Origin of the sequence: Vibrio wakamikoensis, from assembly GCF_050337275.1 — a bacterium.
Lineage (GTDB): Bacteria > Pseudomonadota > Gammaproteobacteria > Enterobacterales > Vibrionaceae > Vibrio > Vibrio chaetopteri.
Genome location: NZ_JAKJST010000052.1, coordinates 1 through 14,705 on the forward strand (window position 1 = coordinate 1; position 14,705 = coordinate 14,705).

Genomic DNA, 14,705 nt, shown 5'->3' on the forward strand with positions numbered 1-14,705 from the left:
TCGCCTTGGTGAGCCATTACCTCACCAACTAGCTAATCCCACCTGGGCTAATCTTGACGCGAGAGGTCCGAAGATCCCCCTCTTTGGCCCGAAGGCGTTATGCGGTATTAGCCATCGTTTCCAATGGTTATCCCCCACATCAAGGCATATTCCCAGGCATTACTCACCCGTCCGCCGCTCGACGCCGTTAACGTCACCCGAAGGGTCAGTTAACTCGTTTCCGCTCGACTTGCATGTGTTAGGCCTGCCGCCAGCGTTCAATCTGAGCCATGATCAAACTCTTCAATTTAAGATTTTGTTCGGCTCAATGAATACTGACTTTAAACTACATAAGTAATCTAAAGCTATTATCGTTCCAACAGAACGATAATGAATTGACTGTGCCAAGTCTTTCGACTTGATTGGTCACTCAGTTCATTGAAAACCTAATTTGATACCGAGGTATCTAATTTGATTATCATCAACGAGTGCCCACACAGATTGATAGGTTTATATTGTTAAAGAGCTTGTTTCAAAGCTTCCCTTGAAACGGACGGTCATTTTAGCGAGATAAGTTTTTGTGTCAACCACTTTTTTAACTTATTTTGCTAAGCTTCTTAGAAGCTTGTGACCTTCTGACTCGTTGGGGATTTCGTTGTCCTTTCCCGTGTCAGCGAGGGGGCATTATAGAGATCGGATTAAAGTTGGCAACCCTTTTTTTAAAGTTTTTCGCTTTTTTTTATCGTTCGCTTAAAAACGAGTCAAAACGGCGTAAAAACCAACATTATCTCTCTATAACTGGGCAAATTTCTCGGCAAACAGCCTCACTTTCTCCCAATTAGTATACTCAACTTCCTTGGTGGTATCCGTTTCGCCACCTGTCATGGTCATAATTAGCTTAATCATAAAGCGATCAAACGAATTATAACGCGGGTAATAGAGGGCACCAGCAAAAACACCGATCAGGGTCGGCTGCCAAGGCGACTTTTTAAGAAACGTCTTTATATAGGCGCTGCCTTCTGGCGTATCTTTGCCTTGCTCTTCTTTTCTGGCCGTCAGGTTCACGCAGAAGAACGCCGTCTTCATCTCATCCAGTTGCTTTTGGTTTGCTTCAATAAACTGATACAGCTTCTTATTTAGGTGGCCATAACGAATAGAGGCACCAATGAGTACTTTGTCATAGTCACTCAGATTTACATCTGGGTTTTCATGAAGGTTAATAGTGGCGGCATCATTATGACCAAGCTGCTCAGCAATACGTCCAATGATTTTCTTTGTTTGTCCTTCGCGAGAAGAATAGAGATAGAGAACTTTTTCCACGATGATTTCCTTCGCTGCCATCTATTAATAAATTAGCTATTGATGAATTAGCTTCGCCAGAATGCTGGCGTCAGTAGTATAAGAAGAGTGAACACTTCTAATCGCCCAAACAGCATCGACACAATCAGTACCCATTTCGCCTTGTCGTTCACATCGCCAAAGTGAAGTGCCACCTCACCAAGGCCTGGACCAAGGTTATTCAGTGTCGCCGCTACGGCTGAGAAAGCACTGAGCTCGTCCATACCTGTTGCGATAAGCGCCAACATACACACCACAAACACCAAAGCATAAGCGGAGAAGAACCCCCAAACCGCATCGACAACGCGCTGTGATAGTGCTGTCCCGCCGACTTTAATGGTATAGACCGCCCTTGGGTGAACCAAGCGCTTCATTTCACGGGCACCTTGCAGTGTCAGTAGAAGAATACGAATAACCTTCATGCCACCACCCGTTGACCCCGCACAACCACCAATAAATGATGAGAACAGCAGTAGTACGGGCAAGAACAGAGGCCACTCCGAGAATCCCGTTGTCGTAAAGCCGGCTGTCGTCGATATCGAGACTGACTGGAACAGAGCCTGATCGAACGCGTCGTACATGGAATTGTAGGAGTGATGCTCAAGTAAGATAAGGAAGCAAACCAAAAACAGAACCACCTGAATAAAGATGAAAGCTCTAAACTCAGGATCTTTCCAATAGTATTTAGGATGCACGCCGCCAGATGCAAAGGCCGCAAAGTGCAAAGAATAGTTACACGCAGATATCAGCAGGAATACGACCGTAATCATGTTAATAGCCGGACTATTGAAATAACCCATACTGGCATCATGGGTCGAGAAGCCGCCAATCGCAATCGTCGAGAAGCTATGGGCAATCGCATCAAATGGCGTCATGCCTGCCACCCAAAATGCCGCTGCACAAGCAATAGTCAAACTCAGATAGATGTACCAAAGCGCCTTAGCGGTCTCTGCAATACGCGGCGTCATCTTACTGTCTTTAACCGGCCCCGGGATCTCGGCACGATAGAGCTGCATACCACCGATACCAAGCACCGGTAGAATCGCCACCGCGAGTACAATGATACCCATACCACCAAACCACTGAAGTAGCTGACGATAGAACAAAATCGCCTTAGGAAGTTCATCCAAGCCAACGATCACTGTCGCCCCTGTCGTCGTTAGTGCCGAGAAGGATTCAAAGAAGGCATCCGTGACAGAGACATTGGGATAATCAGATATCAAAAAAGGCAATGCACCGGCACTACCGATTACGGTCCAAAACAGTACAACAATAAGAAAGCCGTCTCTGGCTTTAAGCTCGTGTTTATGACGACGGTTTGGAAACCAGAAAAACCCGCCGCAAACAAGTAGGACGAAAAAGGTAGTAACGAAAGGCACACCCGCACCATCTCGATAAATCAGTGCGACTAAAGCGGGTACGAGCATTGAAACGCTAAACAGAGCGAGTAGCAGTCCGACAATGCGAATTATGGATCGAAATTGCATATGAGTTGATGAAGCGCTGCTTCGTTACGTCCTAGTTGTTTTCTACTGGGGAGACCATTGCCTTGGCTCCGCTTTTATTAATGATACTCTGCGTCAGTGCATCAACATGGTTCACTTCTAACTCAACAATAAGAATAACCTTGTCGGTGTAGTGCGACTCGACCTCAACCGCTTCGAAACGACTCAGCTCAGATTGAGCGATAGACACGAATGCATAGTCTAACTCTAGACGTAATTGTGTGGTGATTTTTTTTTCGATTGTTTGAATCAGCTTAAGTGCTTGTTGTACACCGCCACCATAAGCCTTCACCAAACCGCCCGTGCCAAGCTTGATTCCACCAGAATAACGAGTGACCACAGCGGTTAGCTCTCCAATACCGGAACCACTGAGCTGCGCTAAGATAGGCTTACCTGCGGTGCCGGACGGCTCACCGTCATCACTAAAGCCCCACATCATCGAATTTTCAGGACGCCCCGCCACAAAACCCCAACAATTGTGTCGAGCACTGCTGTGCTGTTTCTTCACTTGATCAACAAATGCTTTTGCCAACTCAATACTTGGCGTATGAGCGATTTGCGTGATGAACACGCTCTTTTTGATCTCTTCTTCAAAAATAACTGGGTGCTCAGGTATCAAGTATGCAGTTGAGTTCATTGAGTTTTACGAGGTTTGTCGCCTAAAAGGGGTATTCTAGCACGAGCGATAGCAATTGACTCCAAGATTGGACACTGGTCATAATGTTAAACAGTTGTTTAAAAAATGTATTGAAATTAAATTCTATGCGGTACACACTTAAATAACTGGTCTAACCAGAAGTAAAACTATAACAACCGCTTTCACACAATCACGGATTGTCTGTCACGGAGAATGACAATGATTTACCAATCTGAAACTCTACAGGTAAAGGAAGTACGCAGCGGCATCGCCGAGCTGTGCTTTAGCTCTCCCAAGTCGGTCAACAAACTGGACTTGGCTACTCTCGAAGCCCTAGATAAAGCCCTCGATGCGCTTGCTGCATGGAGCGACCTTAAGGGACTCATCCTAACAACTGACAAAAGCGCCTTTATTGTGGGTGCTGACATCACAGAATTCCTTGGACTGTTTGCCAAGCCAAAAGCTGAACTCAAGGAGTGGCTAGGGTTCGCTAACAACATTTTCAACAAGCTGGAAGACTTGCCAGTACCAACGCTATCTGCACTAAAAGGCTACACGCTAGGCGGTGGTTGTGAGTGCGTACTAGCGACGGACTTTAGAATAGGCGACAAGACCACCAGCATCGGCCTGCCGGAAACCAAACTAGGTATCATGCCTGGTTTTGGCGGTACCGTTCGTTTACCAAGACTGATTGGTGCAGACAGTGCCATGGAGATCATCACGCAAGGCAAAGCATGCCGAGCCAATGAAGCTCTAAAAGTCGGCCTACTCGATGCTATCGTCGACACTGATGCGTTGTATGACTCTGCACTGAACACTATTGAGCTAGCCATCAATGAAAAGATTGATTGGAAAGCGCGTCGCCAAGCAAAAGTATCACCGCTAACGCTCAGCAAGCTTGAATCCATGATGAGCTTTACTATGGCGAAAGGTCTCGTTGCACAAAAAGCCGGACCGCATTACCCAGCGCCAATGGCCGCAGTCAAAACTATTGAAGAGGCTGCTCGCTATGGTCGTGATGAAGCGCTTAATGTAGAAGCGAACTACTTCATCAATCTTGCCGGCTCAGATGTCGCTAACGCATTGGTTGGTATTTTCCTTAATGACCAATACATCAAAGGTCTTGCTAAAAAAGCCGCTAAGTCTGGCAAAGACACTGAGCGCGCAGCAGTACTCGGTGCCGGTATCATGGGTGGCGGTATCGCCTTCCAGTCAGCGCTAAAAGGCGTACCGGTTATCATGAAAGACATCGCTCAAGCGTCCCTTGAGCTTGGTATGACCGAAGCCTCCAAATTGCTCAACAAGCGTTTACAGCGTGGACGCATCGACGGATTTAAGATGGCCGGCGTGCTGGCTTCAATTACACCTAGCCTACATTACGCAGGTATTGAGCAAAGCGATGTGATTGTGGAAGCTGTGGTAGAGAATCCAAAAATCAAAGCTGCAGTGCTGAGTGAAGTCGAAGAGATGGTGGGCGAAGGTACTGTCATCGCCTCGAATACCTCAACCATTCCTATCAATGTTCTTGCGAAGTCACTAAAACGCCCAGAAAACTTCTGTGGTATGCACTTCTTTAACCCAGTACACCGCATGCCATTGGTCGAAATCATTCGCGGTGAGCACACCTCGGAAGAAACCATCAATCGCGTTGTAGCTTACGCCGCGAAAATGGGTAAATCCCCTATCGTTGTGAATGACTGCCCAGGGTTCTTTGTTAACCGTGTTCTATTCCCATACTTTGGTGGCTTTAGTCAGCTACTGGCGGATGGTGCGGACTTCATTCAGATAGACAAAATCATGGAGCGTAAGTTTGGCTGGCCAATGGGTCCTGCTTACCTACTTGACGTTGTGGGTATCGATACCGCGCACCATGCACAAGCGGTTATGGCGGAAGGCTTCCCAGAGCGTATGGCAAAAGAGCAGCGTGATTCCATTGATGTGCTGTTTGAAAACACCCGCTATGGTCAGAAGAATGGCTCCGGTTTCTATGCTTACACCACTGACAAACGCGGTCGCCCTAAGAAAGCACCGAGCGAAGACATCAGCTCACTGCTCGAGTCAGTCAGCAAGCCTGCACAATCACTCGATGATGACACCATTATTCAGCGCATGATGATTCCAATGATCAACGAAGTCGTACTGTGTTTGGAAGAAGGCATCATTGCGACACCACAAGAAGCAGACATGGCGTTGGTTTACGGTCTAGGCTTCCCTCCATTCAGAGGTGGTGTGTTCCGCTATCTAGACAGTATCGGCATCGATAACTACGTTGTGATGGCGAAGCAATATGAGTCGCTAGGTGCAATGTACAAGGTGCCTCAGTCGCTGGTCGACATGGCAAGCTCTGGCAAGCGCTTCTATGACGTGCAGCAAGCTAGCTCACTGTAACCACCGATTGGATGAGGAATATCAAAATGAAAAATGTTGTCGTTGTTGATTGTCTTCGTACACCTATGGGTCGTTCCAAGGGTGGTGCGTTTAGACATCAGCGTGCTGAAGACTTATCGGCACATCTAATGAAAGGTATCTTGGCTCGCAACCCACAAGTGAAGCCAGAAGAGATTGAAGATATCTACTGGGGCTGTGTACAGCAAACCCTAGAGCAAGGTTTCAACGTTGCTCGTAATGCAGCGCTGCTGGCGGGCCTACCGATTGAAATCGGTGCCGTCACGGTAAACCGTCTGTGTGGCTCATCTATGCAAGCATTGCATGACGCTGCGCGCTCCATCATGGTTGGCGATGCGGAGATCTGCCTAATTGGTGGCGTTGAGCACATGGGACACGTTCCTATGACGCACGGTGTGGACTTCCACCCTCAGCTTTCTAAAAACGTCGCGAAAGCAGCGGGCATGATGGGTCTCACCGCCGAAATGCTGGGTAAATTGCATGGCATCAATCGTGAGCAACAAGATGAGTTTGCAGCGCGAAGCCACCAGCGAGCGCAAGCAGCAACGCTTGAAGGTCGCTTCAAGAACGAGATCTTGCCGACCGAAGGTCATGCTGAAGATGGTTCACTGTTTACCCTCGATTACGATGAAGTGATTCGTCCAGAAACCAATGTTGAAGGGCTATCTAAGCTTCGTCCAGTCTTTGACCCGGCAAATGGCACGGTAACCGCAGGTACGTCATCGGCACTGTCTGATGGTGCGTCTGCCATGCTTATCATGAGCGAAGAGAAAGCCAACGAGCTTGGTTTAACCATTCGCGCGAAGATCCGCTCTATGGCCATTGCTGGCTGCGATCCGTCGATTATGGGTTACGGCCCTGTACCAGCCACGCAAAAAGCGCTTAAACGTGCAGGTCTGACGATGGACGACATAGATATTGTTGAGCTAAACGAAGCATTTGCGGCTCAATCTCTGCCATGTGCAAAAGATCTTGGTCTACTGGATGTGGTCGATGAAAAGGTTAACCTGAATGGCGGCGCCATCGCATTGGGTCACCCATTGGGTTGCTCGGGCTCTCGTATCTCAACCACGCTTATCAATATCATGGAAAACAAAGACGCTAAGATCGGTCTTGCCACTATGTGTATTGGTTTAGGTCAAGGTATCGCAACCATCTTTGAAAGACCGTAGCCCTCTCATTACGGCTCTTCAACGCAAACAGCTCCGTTTTCGGGGCTGTTTTTATTTATGCATGTAATGCATACATCTAATGTTGAAGTTTCATTGTTTTTTTTCGAATTTCTCACCTACACTTTGCAGCAGATAACACGTCAACTCATTGGAGAACATCATGTTCAAAGCACTGTTACTTAACCAAGAAGATAAAAAAACAATCGCTACTATTTCTCAAGTAGACGAGTCACAGCTTCCAGAAGGTAATGTAAAAATAGATGTAAAATATTCATCTTTGAACTACAAAGATGGGTTGGCGATTACCGGTAAAGGTAAAATCATCCGCAATTTCCCAATGGTACCGGGTATCGATCTTTCTGGCGTAGTGTCGCAATCAGACGACCCTCGTTACAAGGAAGGCGACGAAGTGGTTCTCACTGGCTGGGGGGTCGGTGAGAATCACTGGGGTGGCATGGCTGAGAAAGCGAGCCTAAACGGTGACTGGCTAGTGCCAATGCCAGCAGGTCTCGATGCAGAAAAAGTTATGGCTATCGGTACTGCAGGTTTTACTGCGATGCTATGTGTACAAGCTATTGTTGATGCAGGCGTAAAACCAGAAGACGGCGAAGTACTGGTTACTGGCGCAAGTGGCGGTGTTGGTAGTGTATCTGTCACACTACTTAGCCAGCTAGGTTATAAAGTGGCGGCAGTAACTGGTCGCGCTTCAGCGAATGGCGAACTGCTAAAATCACTCGGGGCATCACGCGTTGTTGAGCGTAGTGAACTTGAAGAGCCAGCAAAACCGCTTGAGCGTCAATTGTGGGCTGCAGCTGTCGATACTGTGGGCAGCAACATGCTTGCTAAAGTGCTTGCACAAGTGAACTACAACGGTGTCGTCGCAGCATGTGGTCTAGCGGGGGGCTTTGATCTACCTACCACAGTAATGCCGTTTATTCTACGCAACGTGCGTCTACAAGGTATTGACTCAGTAATGTGCCCACGTGAAAAACGCATCAAAGCTTGGGAACAGCTAGCGACACTACTTCCTGAGTCATACTACGCACAGGCAAGCAAAACCGTAGCACTCGAAGAGGCGATTCAAGCGGCTGAAGACATTACTAACGGTGCCGTAACTGGTCGCGTGACTATCAAGATCTAATTAGCAATGACCTCGTGATAAAAAAGGCTCTCATTACGAGAGCCTTTTTGCATTCAACCTAAACCTACATCTTCAATACGCTTAGCAATCAATTTTCCACACTCTTGTTTCACCACCGAGCGAAGCCACTTTTGAGACTCCGAGGTATCGCATCGAGCATGCCAAATCAAAGAATAGTCAAACGGCGTAAACGCGAAAGGTAGTGGTTTAATCACCAAATCGTAGCGCTCGGCCACTAAGTAAGCCAAATCCGCCGGAACGGTAATGATAAGCGGCATACTATCGACGATCGCTAACGCCGCTTCTAGATGATACGCGCGCAGCACCATCTTTCTTGGATTTTGATTAATAAGCGCAGCATCCAACAGGGCTTTAACGCCATCACTGATGGCGATCATCGCATGAGGCGCGTTAATGTAATCCTCAAGAGATAAAGGCTTGTCCGCCAAAGGATGATGTTTGGAAACCAAACAAGAAACGCCCACAGGTCCAAGTACTTCTTGATGCAAAGGCGTCACAGACCCGGTCGGACGGCAAATTGCCATGTCGACTTTGTCTGTACTGAGCTGCTTGAAAAGGCTTTCATGTTGAAGCGGCGCAAACTCTAACGAGATATTCGGAGCTAACTGATAAATCTTAGGCAACGCGTAGGGCAAGATAGTTTGCATCGCATAGTCAGTGGTTGCGATAAGGAAACGCTCATTACAGTAATAAGGATTGAACTCGCTAGGGGTTAACAGCTGACGAAAGGATTCTAGTGGCTGATCGATTTGTTTACATATTTCAAGAGCCTTACTGGTCGGAATAATGCGCTGCCCCTGACGAGTAAATAGCGGATCGCCGAGTAAGTCTCGCAGCCTCCCTAGCACTCGACTGGTTGCAGATTGGCTTAGGTTGAGCCGCACAGCCGCCTGACTGACGCTGCCTTCTTCAACTAATACCTTCAATGCCACCAACAAGTTAAGATCGCGACGATAGATTTCTTCGAGTTCCATAAGCTCTTCCTATGTAATGCCTCATTTAGTCTACACTGGGTTTGCTTTTCTTCAGATAAAAAAAATCCCGCCTTTCAGCGGGGAAGCCCAAGAAAATGGGGATAGTGTCGGAATGTCGTAGTCTGTTGGATAGTTTAGACGGCGAAATGTTTATTAATTGTTAATTTTCTTGCTCCTCAGAAGCATCTTGCCAACGTCTCATCTCAAGCCACAATCCCACGATTGCAGCACTCAAACCAATTAAAGGTATCCATCCAGCTTGTGGTGAAGGCTGAAGTACCAAGGCACAAAACGCAATCACGCACAGTACCGAGTATATTGTTAATCTATCTAGTGCGGTCAACATAGCTACTTCCCTGCGTCTTTGTTACCAACTTGTTAATAAAGTTAAAGCAAAAAGATCCATTTGCCAAGGGGTTATTGCATATTTTTTCTTCATAAGTAGAATTTGGGCAGTTTTCTAGAGAAAAGAGTTCCCTATGACAATCAATACAGACCTTGCCACGCAAACGCTCGAGGCCGAAGGATTGCGCTGCCCAGAGCCAGTGATGATGGTCAGGAAGACAATTCGTAAAATGGAAGATGGTGATGTGTTATTGGTGAAAGCCGACGATCCTTCCACCACTCGCGATATTCCTAGTTTCTGTCGCTTTATGGATCACCAATTACTTGGTGCGCAAACAGAAACGGTGCCCTACCTTTACCTAATCAAAAAAGGCATGGCATAACGCATTAAAAAAGGCTGCCATTGGCAGCCTTTCTACTATTTGTTCCGTTGAAACTATTCGTTCCGTTGAAGCTATTCGTCTTGTTCGAGCTATTCGTCATACTCCAGCGTTCTGACTTCAGATTGAAGTTTCTTGATCTGCTTTTGCATCGAACGAATCTCATTGCGCATTGGAATAAGATGCTGAACCCGAATCCACGACTCGACAGCCAACCCGGCCATAATAATGGCGCCTACTACCATAGGTATCCACATATCCGTGAGTACCATACCCAGCAGCGTTAATACCAAACCGAACGTAAACAAACGGCTTTGGCTTTCTGCGGTCATTCCTGTGTAACGTGTAAGCATAATCTTGCCCTCTCGCTAGGATCCACATGATTAAAGTACCATGACAATTATGACACTAATATGTCATTCATCACGAATTTAGTCAGATTCAAGCGAGAGTTTGATCGCGATTAAGATTCGATACTCAGTTGATATTGTTATTAAAAAATGGCGGCTGCAATAGCGAGTCCCATAAACAAAATAGCAGTAATACGACGAATCCAATCAAGCGGTAATTTATCCGCAGACAATTTACCAATCAGCACCACGGGTACATTGGCAAGTAGCATACCGACCGTAGTACCTATCACCACCAAAGCTAGGGCATCCGCATATTGTGCACCAAGGATAGAAGTGGCAATCTGGGTTTTGTCACCGATTTCCGCGATAAAAAAGGCAATGAAACTAGCAACAAACGGGCCACGGCTTGAAATGCTTTCATTGTCATCCAGTTTGTCGGGTACCAAGATCCATGCCGCCATGGCAAGGAAGCTGATCACCAGCACCCATTTAAGGACATCGGGCGACAAGTAATCGGCCACCACGACACCTAGCCAAGCAGCTAACGCATGATTGGCAATGGTCGCTAGAAAGATAGCGGCAATGATAGGAATGGGTTTACGGTAACGGCTGGCCAGCAATAACGACAAAAGCTGGGTCTTATCGCCTATTTCGGCGAGTGCCACGGTAGTAATTGAAATAGCTAAAACGCTCACGACATGCTCTAAGGGGCAGGGTTTATAGTTTTTAACCTATAGACAAACCTCGCGCCCCACCCCGGTTCACGATGTTTATCTATGGTCTTGCTAAACTTGCGGGCACAAGTCTCGAGCGCCATGGTGATTTTGCACCAATTATGTTGACGAACGAATCCAAGCGCTTGCAAGCGTATGGATAAGCTACTCCCCAGAGATGGCGGCATTGTAATCACTCAACGAATCAATTTCAACAATCGTGGGGTTTGAACCCTTCTACATGGCGAACAACGCCGAAAAACCCCACTTTTTGGCTTTACGGGGATTAATTCAGCGCTTTTACCCCTACTCCCCTTAACGATTAATCGGTATACTTATTTGTTATTTTCTGATTATCAGATAGACCTTTTCACTTAGAGAATTGCGCGAATTACTATGCAAAAATACGATATCAAAACCTTCCAGGGAATGATCCTCGCGCTGCAGGATTACTGGGCACAGAACGGTTGTACTATTGTTCAACCACTAGATATGGAAGTAGGTGCTGGCACCTCTCACCCAATGACATGTCTACGTGCACTTGGCCCAGAGCCAATGTCTACGGCATACGTTCAACCTTCACGTCGTCCGACCGATGGTCGTTACGGTGAGAACCCGAACCGTCTGCAGCACTATTATCAGTTCCAAGTAGCGCTTAAGCCTTCTCCAGACAACATTCAGGAGTTGTACCTTGGTTCACTTGAAGTTCTTGGTATCGACCCGCTAGTACACGACATTCGTTTCGTAGAAGACAACTGGGAAAACCCAACGCTAGGCGCATGGGGTCTTGGTTGGGAAGTATGGCTAAACGGCATGGAAGTGACTCAGTTTACTTACTTCCAGCAAGTTGGTGGTCTTGAATGTAAGCCAGTAACTGGCGAGATCACTTACGGTATCGAGCGTCTAGCTATGTACATCCAAGAAGTAGATTCTGTGTACGATCTAGTTTGGAACGTTGCACCAGACGGCTCGAACGTTACTTACGGTGATATCTTCCACCAAAATGAGGTTGAGCAATCAACGTACAACTTTGAGCACGCAGACGTAGACTTCCTATTCACCTTCTTTGATCAGTGTGAGAAAGAGTGTAAAGAGCTACTTGAGCTTGAGAAGCCACTTCCGCTTCCTGCATACGAACGCATTCTTAAAGCGGGTCACGCATTCAACATCCTTGATGCGCGTAAAGCTATCTCTGTAACAGAACGCCAACGTTACATCCTCCGCATCCGCAACCTGACTAAATCTGTTGCAGAAGCGTACTACGCATCACGTGAAGCACTAGGCTTCCCAATGCTTAAGAAGGACGAGGAGAAGTAATCATGGCAAAAGAATTTCTAATTGAGCTCGGTACTGAAGAGCTACCACCAACGCAGCTTCGTACTCTAGCAGAAGCTTTCGCAGCAAACTTTGAAGCTGAGCTTAAAAGCGCTGATCTCGCACACGAAGGCGTAAAATGGTACGCAGCACCTCGTCGTCTCGCACTTAGAGTTGCCGGTCTTGCTGAAGGGCAGGCTGACAAAGTGGTTGAGAAGCGTGGCCCTGCTGTTTCTGTCGCATTCGATGCTGACGGCAATGCAACTAAAGCGGCTCAAGGCTGGGCTCGCGGTAACGGCATCACTGTTGAGCAAGCAGATCGTCTAGTCACAGACAAAGGCGAATGGCTGCTTTTCAAACAAGAAGTCAAAGGCCAAGCAACGACTGAAATCGTGGTTGAGCTTGCAGCAAAAGCGCTCGCTAACCTGCCAATCGCTAAGCCAATGCGTTGGGGTAACAAGACAACTCAATTTATCCGTCCTGTTAAGACGCTGACTATGCTAATGGGCTCTGACCTTATCGAAGGCGAGATCTTAGGTGTCGCCTCTGACCGCACCATCCGCGGTCACCGCTTTATGGGTGAGCAAGAGTTCACCATCGATTCTGCTGAGCAATACCCTGCGATCCTAGAAGAGCGCGGTAAAGTCATGGCAGATTACGAAGCGCGTAAAGCTATTATTCTAGCTGATGCTGAAAAAGCGGGTGCGGCTGTTGGTGGTATTACTGAGCTAGAAGATGACCTAGTTGAAGAAGTCACTTCTCTAGTTGAATGGCCAGTCGTACTCACAGCGAAGTTTGAAGAAGAGTTCCTAAAGGTTCCTTCTGAAGCGTTGGTTTACACCATGAAAGGTGACCAGAAATACTTCCCCGTCTACGATGAGAACAAGAAACTCCTGCCAAACTTTATCTTCGTTTCTAACATCGAGTCGAAAGAGCCTCGTTACGTAATCGAAGGTAATGAGAAGGTAGTACGTCCACGTCTAGCGGATGCAGAATTCTTCTTCAACACTGACCGTAAGCGTCCTCTTATCGACCGTCTACCTGAACTAGACCAAGCTATCTTCCAGAAGCAGCTTGGTACTATCAAAGACAAGACCGACCGCATCACTGAACTTGCTGGCTACATCGCTGAGCAAATCGATGCTGACGTTGAAAAGTCTAAGCGTGCTGGTCTTCTAGCGAAGTGTGACCTAATGACCTCTATGGTATTCGAGTTTACCGATACCCAGGGTGTGATGGGCATGCACTATGCGACTCACGACGGTGAAGATGAGCAAGTAGCACTGGCGCTATACGAGCAATACATGCCTCGCTTCGCGGGTGACGAGCTACCAAGCACTGGTATCTCTTCAGCGGTCGCAATGGCAGACAAGCTAGATACGATTGTGGGTATCTTTGGTATTGGCCAAGCACCCAAGGGCTCTGATCCATTCGCACTTCGTCGTGCATCGCTAGGTGTGCTACGTATCATCGTAGAGAACGGCTACAACCTAGACCTAACTGACCTGATCGCAAAAGCACAATCGCTATTTGCCCTAGAAGATGGTACTAGCAAGCTAACAAACGCGAACGTTGCAAACGACGTCATCGACTTCATGCTTGGTCGTTTCAATGCATGGTACAAGGACGAAGGCTTCAGCGTGGATATCATCCAAGCGGTACTGGCTAATCGTCCAACCAAACCAGCAGACTTCGACCAACGCGTTAAAGCGGTATCTCACTTCCGTGAGCTAGAAGCAGCAGAAGCACTAGCGGCAGCGAACAAGCGTGTAGGTAACATCCTAGCGAAATTCGACGGCGAACTTGCAGCAGAGATCGACCTTGCACTTCTACAAGAAGATGCGGAGAAGACGCTTGCAGAGAACGTTGAAGTGATGACTGAAGCCCTCGAGCCAGCATTCGCGACCGGTAACTATCAGGAAGCGCTAAGCAAACTTGCTGATCTACGTGAGCCAGTGGATGCGTTCTTCGATAACGTGATGGTAATGGCCGATGACGAAGCGCTTAAGAAGAACCGTCTAACGCTACTAAACAACCTGCGTAACCTGTTCCTGCAAATCGCCGACATTTCACTTCTTCAGAAATAGTCATCGATTCTGGTAACAAGAGTTAATTAAAAGGGAAGCTAAGGCTTAATGCCACTCGCTTAAGAACGAGTGGCATGTTTTTGTTTGTTAGGATATCTGGCAGGCTTTTTTAATACGACTCTAGGGTATGGTTTCCGGTTTCGTTTCTTTGGAAGTATAAGTCGCTTACCATTGTCCCTCAGGGCTTTTAGATTTTTCGGAATCGCCCCAGGACTCCGAGTATCGCTCGCCCAAATCATCTCATCCATTATTAAGAACAACGCATTAATAAAGCTGATCCGTAGTGGTTCAACTTGGTGTTGTTTGGCCATCTCAGCCATCTCTAACCTCACGATGTTAT

The 14,705-nt window shown here is 47.3% G+C and carries 13 protein-coding genes, 1 rRNA gene and 1 pseudogene; 6 read left to right on the forward strand and 9 right to left on the reverse strand.

Annotated elements, in window-relative coordinates; genetic code table 11:
- From L4C42_RS23165 to L4C42_RS23180, 4 genes are all read right to left on the reverse strand, one after another.
- A 16S ribosomal RNA gene (locus L4C42_RS23165) occupies positions 1 to 289 on the reverse strand; the annotation flags it as partial.
- A 482-nt stretch (positions 290 to 771) separates the two neighbouring features.
- Complete coding sequence (gene hemG, locus L4C42_RS23170; RefSeq protein ID WP_353497454.1) at positions 772 to 1,299, reverse strand: menaquinone-dependent protoporphyrinogen IX dehydrogenase; 528 nt, start codon at positions 1,297 to 1,299, stop codon at positions 772 to 774.
- 47 nt (positions 1,300 to 1,346) lie between these two features.
- A complete protein-coding gene (locus L4C42_RS23175) occupies positions 1,347 to 2,804 on the reverse strand; it encodes a TrkH family potassium uptake protein (RefSeq protein ID WP_353497455.1) in 1,458 nt (485 codons plus the stop codon).
- A gap of 31 nt (positions 2,805 to 2,835) precedes the next feature.
- On the reverse strand, positions 2,836 to 3,459 hold the full coding sequence (locus L4C42_RS23180) for a YigZ family protein (protein ID WP_353497456.1): 624 nt from the start codon (positions 3,457 to 3,459) through the stop codon (positions 2,836 to 2,838).
- A 219-nt stretch (positions 3,460 to 3,678) separates the two neighbouring features.
- Here L4C42_RS23180 and fadB point away from each other — a divergent pair, with 219 nt between their 5' ends.
- The 3 genes from fadB to acuI all read left to right on the forward strand — a co-directional run bounded on the left by fadB (position 3,679) and on the right by acuI (position 8,178).
- Positions 3,679 to 5,847 carry a fatty acid oxidation complex subunit alpha FadB gene (gene fadB, locus L4C42_RS23185; protein ID WP_429761818.1) on the forward strand — a complete coding sequence of 723 codons (2,169 nt, stop codon included), beginning with the start codon at positions 3,679 to 3,681 and terminating at the stop codon, positions 5,845 to 5,847.
- Positions 5,848 to 5,873: 26 nt separating this feature from the next.
- Positions 5,874 to 7,037: an acetyl-CoA C-acyltransferase FadA gene (gene fadA / locus L4C42_RS23190; RefSeq protein ID WP_418641837.1), complete on the forward strand. Its 1,164-nt coding sequence runs from the start codon at positions 5,874 to 5,876 to the stop codon at positions 7,035 to 7,037.
- 160 nt (positions 7,038 to 7,197) lie between these two features.
- Positions 7,198 to 8,178, forward strand: coding sequence for an acrylyl-CoA reductase (NADPH) (gene acuI / locus L4C42_RS23195; RefSeq protein WP_418641836.1), 981 nt, complete (start codon positions 7,198 to 7,200; stop codon positions 8,176 to 8,178).
- Between the two features lie 53 nt (positions 8,179 to 8,231).
- On the opposite strand, the gene L4C42_RS23200 is transcribed toward acuI, so the two are convergent.
- A complete protein-coding gene (locus tag L4C42_RS23200) occupies positions 8,232 to 9,173 on the reverse strand; it encodes a LysR family transcriptional regulator (RefSeq protein WP_418641835.1) in 942 nt (313 codons plus the stop codon).
- Positions 9,174 to 9,333: 160 nt separating this feature from the next.
- Positions 9,334 to 9,519 (reverse strand): hypothetical protein, encoded by a 186-nt coding sequence (locus L4C42_RS23205; RefSeq protein WP_418641834.1) that lies wholly within the window; start codon positions 9,517 to 9,519, stop codon positions 9,334 to 9,336.
- A 133-nt stretch (positions 9,520 to 9,652) separates the two neighbouring features.
- Between L4C42_RS23205 and tusA the strand changes: the two genes are divergently transcribed.
- A complete protein-coding gene (tusA, locus tag L4C42_RS23210) occupies positions 9,653 to 9,901 on the forward strand; it encodes a sulfurtransferase TusA (RefSeq protein WP_042502471.1) in 249 nt (82 codons plus the stop codon).
- 89 nt (positions 9,902 to 9,990) lie between these two features.
- Here the strand turns inward: tusA and L4C42_RS23215 are convergent, their stop codons facing one another.
- Both L4C42_RS23215 and L4C42_RS23220 read right to left on the reverse strand, forming a co-directional pair.
- The gene (locus L4C42_RS23215) at positions 9,991 to 10,251 is read right to left on the reverse strand and encodes a hypothetical protein (RefSeq protein ID WP_429761819.1); all 261 of its coding nucleotides are present in this window, start codon (positions 10,249 to 10,251) and stop codon (positions 9,991 to 9,993) included.
- A gap of 140 nt (positions 10,252 to 10,391) precedes the next feature.
- The gene (locus L4C42_RS23220) at positions 10,392 to 10,946 is read right to left on the reverse strand and encodes a TMEM165/GDT1 family protein (protein WP_353497461.1); all 555 of its coding nucleotides are present in this window, start codon (positions 10,944 to 10,946) and stop codon (positions 10,392 to 10,394) included.
- Between the two features lie 414 nt (positions 10,947 to 11,360).
- Between L4C42_RS23220 and glyQ the strand changes: the two genes are divergently transcribed.
- Both glyQ and glyS read left to right on the forward strand, forming a co-directional pair.
- The gene (gene glyQ / locus L4C42_RS23225; RefSeq protein WP_418641833.1) at positions 11,361 to 12,281 is read left to right on the forward strand and encodes a glycine--tRNA ligase subunit alpha; all 921 of its coding nucleotides are present in this window, start codon (positions 11,361 to 11,363) and stop codon (positions 12,279 to 12,281) included.
- Positions 12,282 to 12,283: 2 nt separating this feature from the next.
- Positions 12,284 to 14,365 (forward strand): glycine--tRNA ligase subunit beta, encoded by a 2,082-nt coding sequence (gene glyS / locus L4C42_RS23230; protein ID WP_353497463.1) that lies wholly within the window; start codon positions 12,284 to 12,286, stop codon positions 14,363 to 14,365.
- Between the two features lie 59 nt (positions 14,366 to 14,424).
- Here glyS and L4C42_RS23235 read toward each other — a convergent pair.
- A pseudogene (locus tag L4C42_RS23235) lies at positions 14,425 to 14,705 on the reverse strand (IS4 family transposase); the annotation flags it as partial.

What these genes read in the sequence shown, in the direction of transcription:
- L4C42_RS23175 (WP_353497455.1), bottom strand. Translation starts at nt 2,804, where the DNA reads ATGCAATTTCGATCCATAATTCGCATTGTCGGACTGCTACTCGCTCTG.
- fadB (WP_429761818.1), top strand. Translation starts at nt 3,679, where the DNA reads ATGATTTACCAATCTGAAACTCTACAGGTAAAGGAAGTACGCAGCGGC.
- glyQ (WP_418641833.1), top strand. Translation starts at nt 11,361, where the DNA reads ATGCAAAAATACGATATCAAAACCTTCCAGGGAATGATCCTCGCGCTG.
- glyS (WP_353497463.1), top strand. Translation starts at nt 12,284, where the DNA reads ATGGCAAAAGAATTTCTAATTGAGCTCGGTACTGAAGAGCTACCACCA.
- L4C42_RS23180 (WP_353497456.1), bottom strand. Translation starts at nt 3,459, where the DNA reads ATGAACTCAACTGCATACTTGATACCTGAGCACCCAGTTATTTTTGAA.
- tusA (WP_042502471.1), top strand. Translation starts at nt 9,653, where the DNA reads ATGACAATCAATACAGACCTTGCCACGCAAACGCTCGAGGCCGAAGGA.
- fadA (WP_418641837.1), top strand. Translation starts at nt 5,874, where the DNA reads ATGAAAAATGTTGTCGTTGTTGATTGTCTTCGTACACCTATGGGTCGT.
- L4C42_RS23200 (WP_418641835.1), bottom strand. Translation starts at nt 9,173, where the DNA reads ATGGAACTCGAAGAAATCTATCGTCGCGATCTTAACTTGTTGGTGGCA.
- acuI (WP_418641836.1), top strand. Translation starts at nt 7,198, where the DNA reads ATGTTCAAAGCACTGTTACTTAACCAAGAAGATAAAAAAACAATCGCT.
- L4C42_RS23215 (WP_429761819.1), bottom strand. Translation starts at nt 10,251, where the DNA reads ATGCTTACACGTTACACAGGAATGACCGCAGAAAGCCAAAGCCGTTTG.
- L4C42_RS23205 (WP_418641834.1), bottom strand. Translation starts at nt 9,519, where the DNA reads ATGTTGACCGCACTAGATAGATTAACAATATACTCGGTACTGTGCGTG.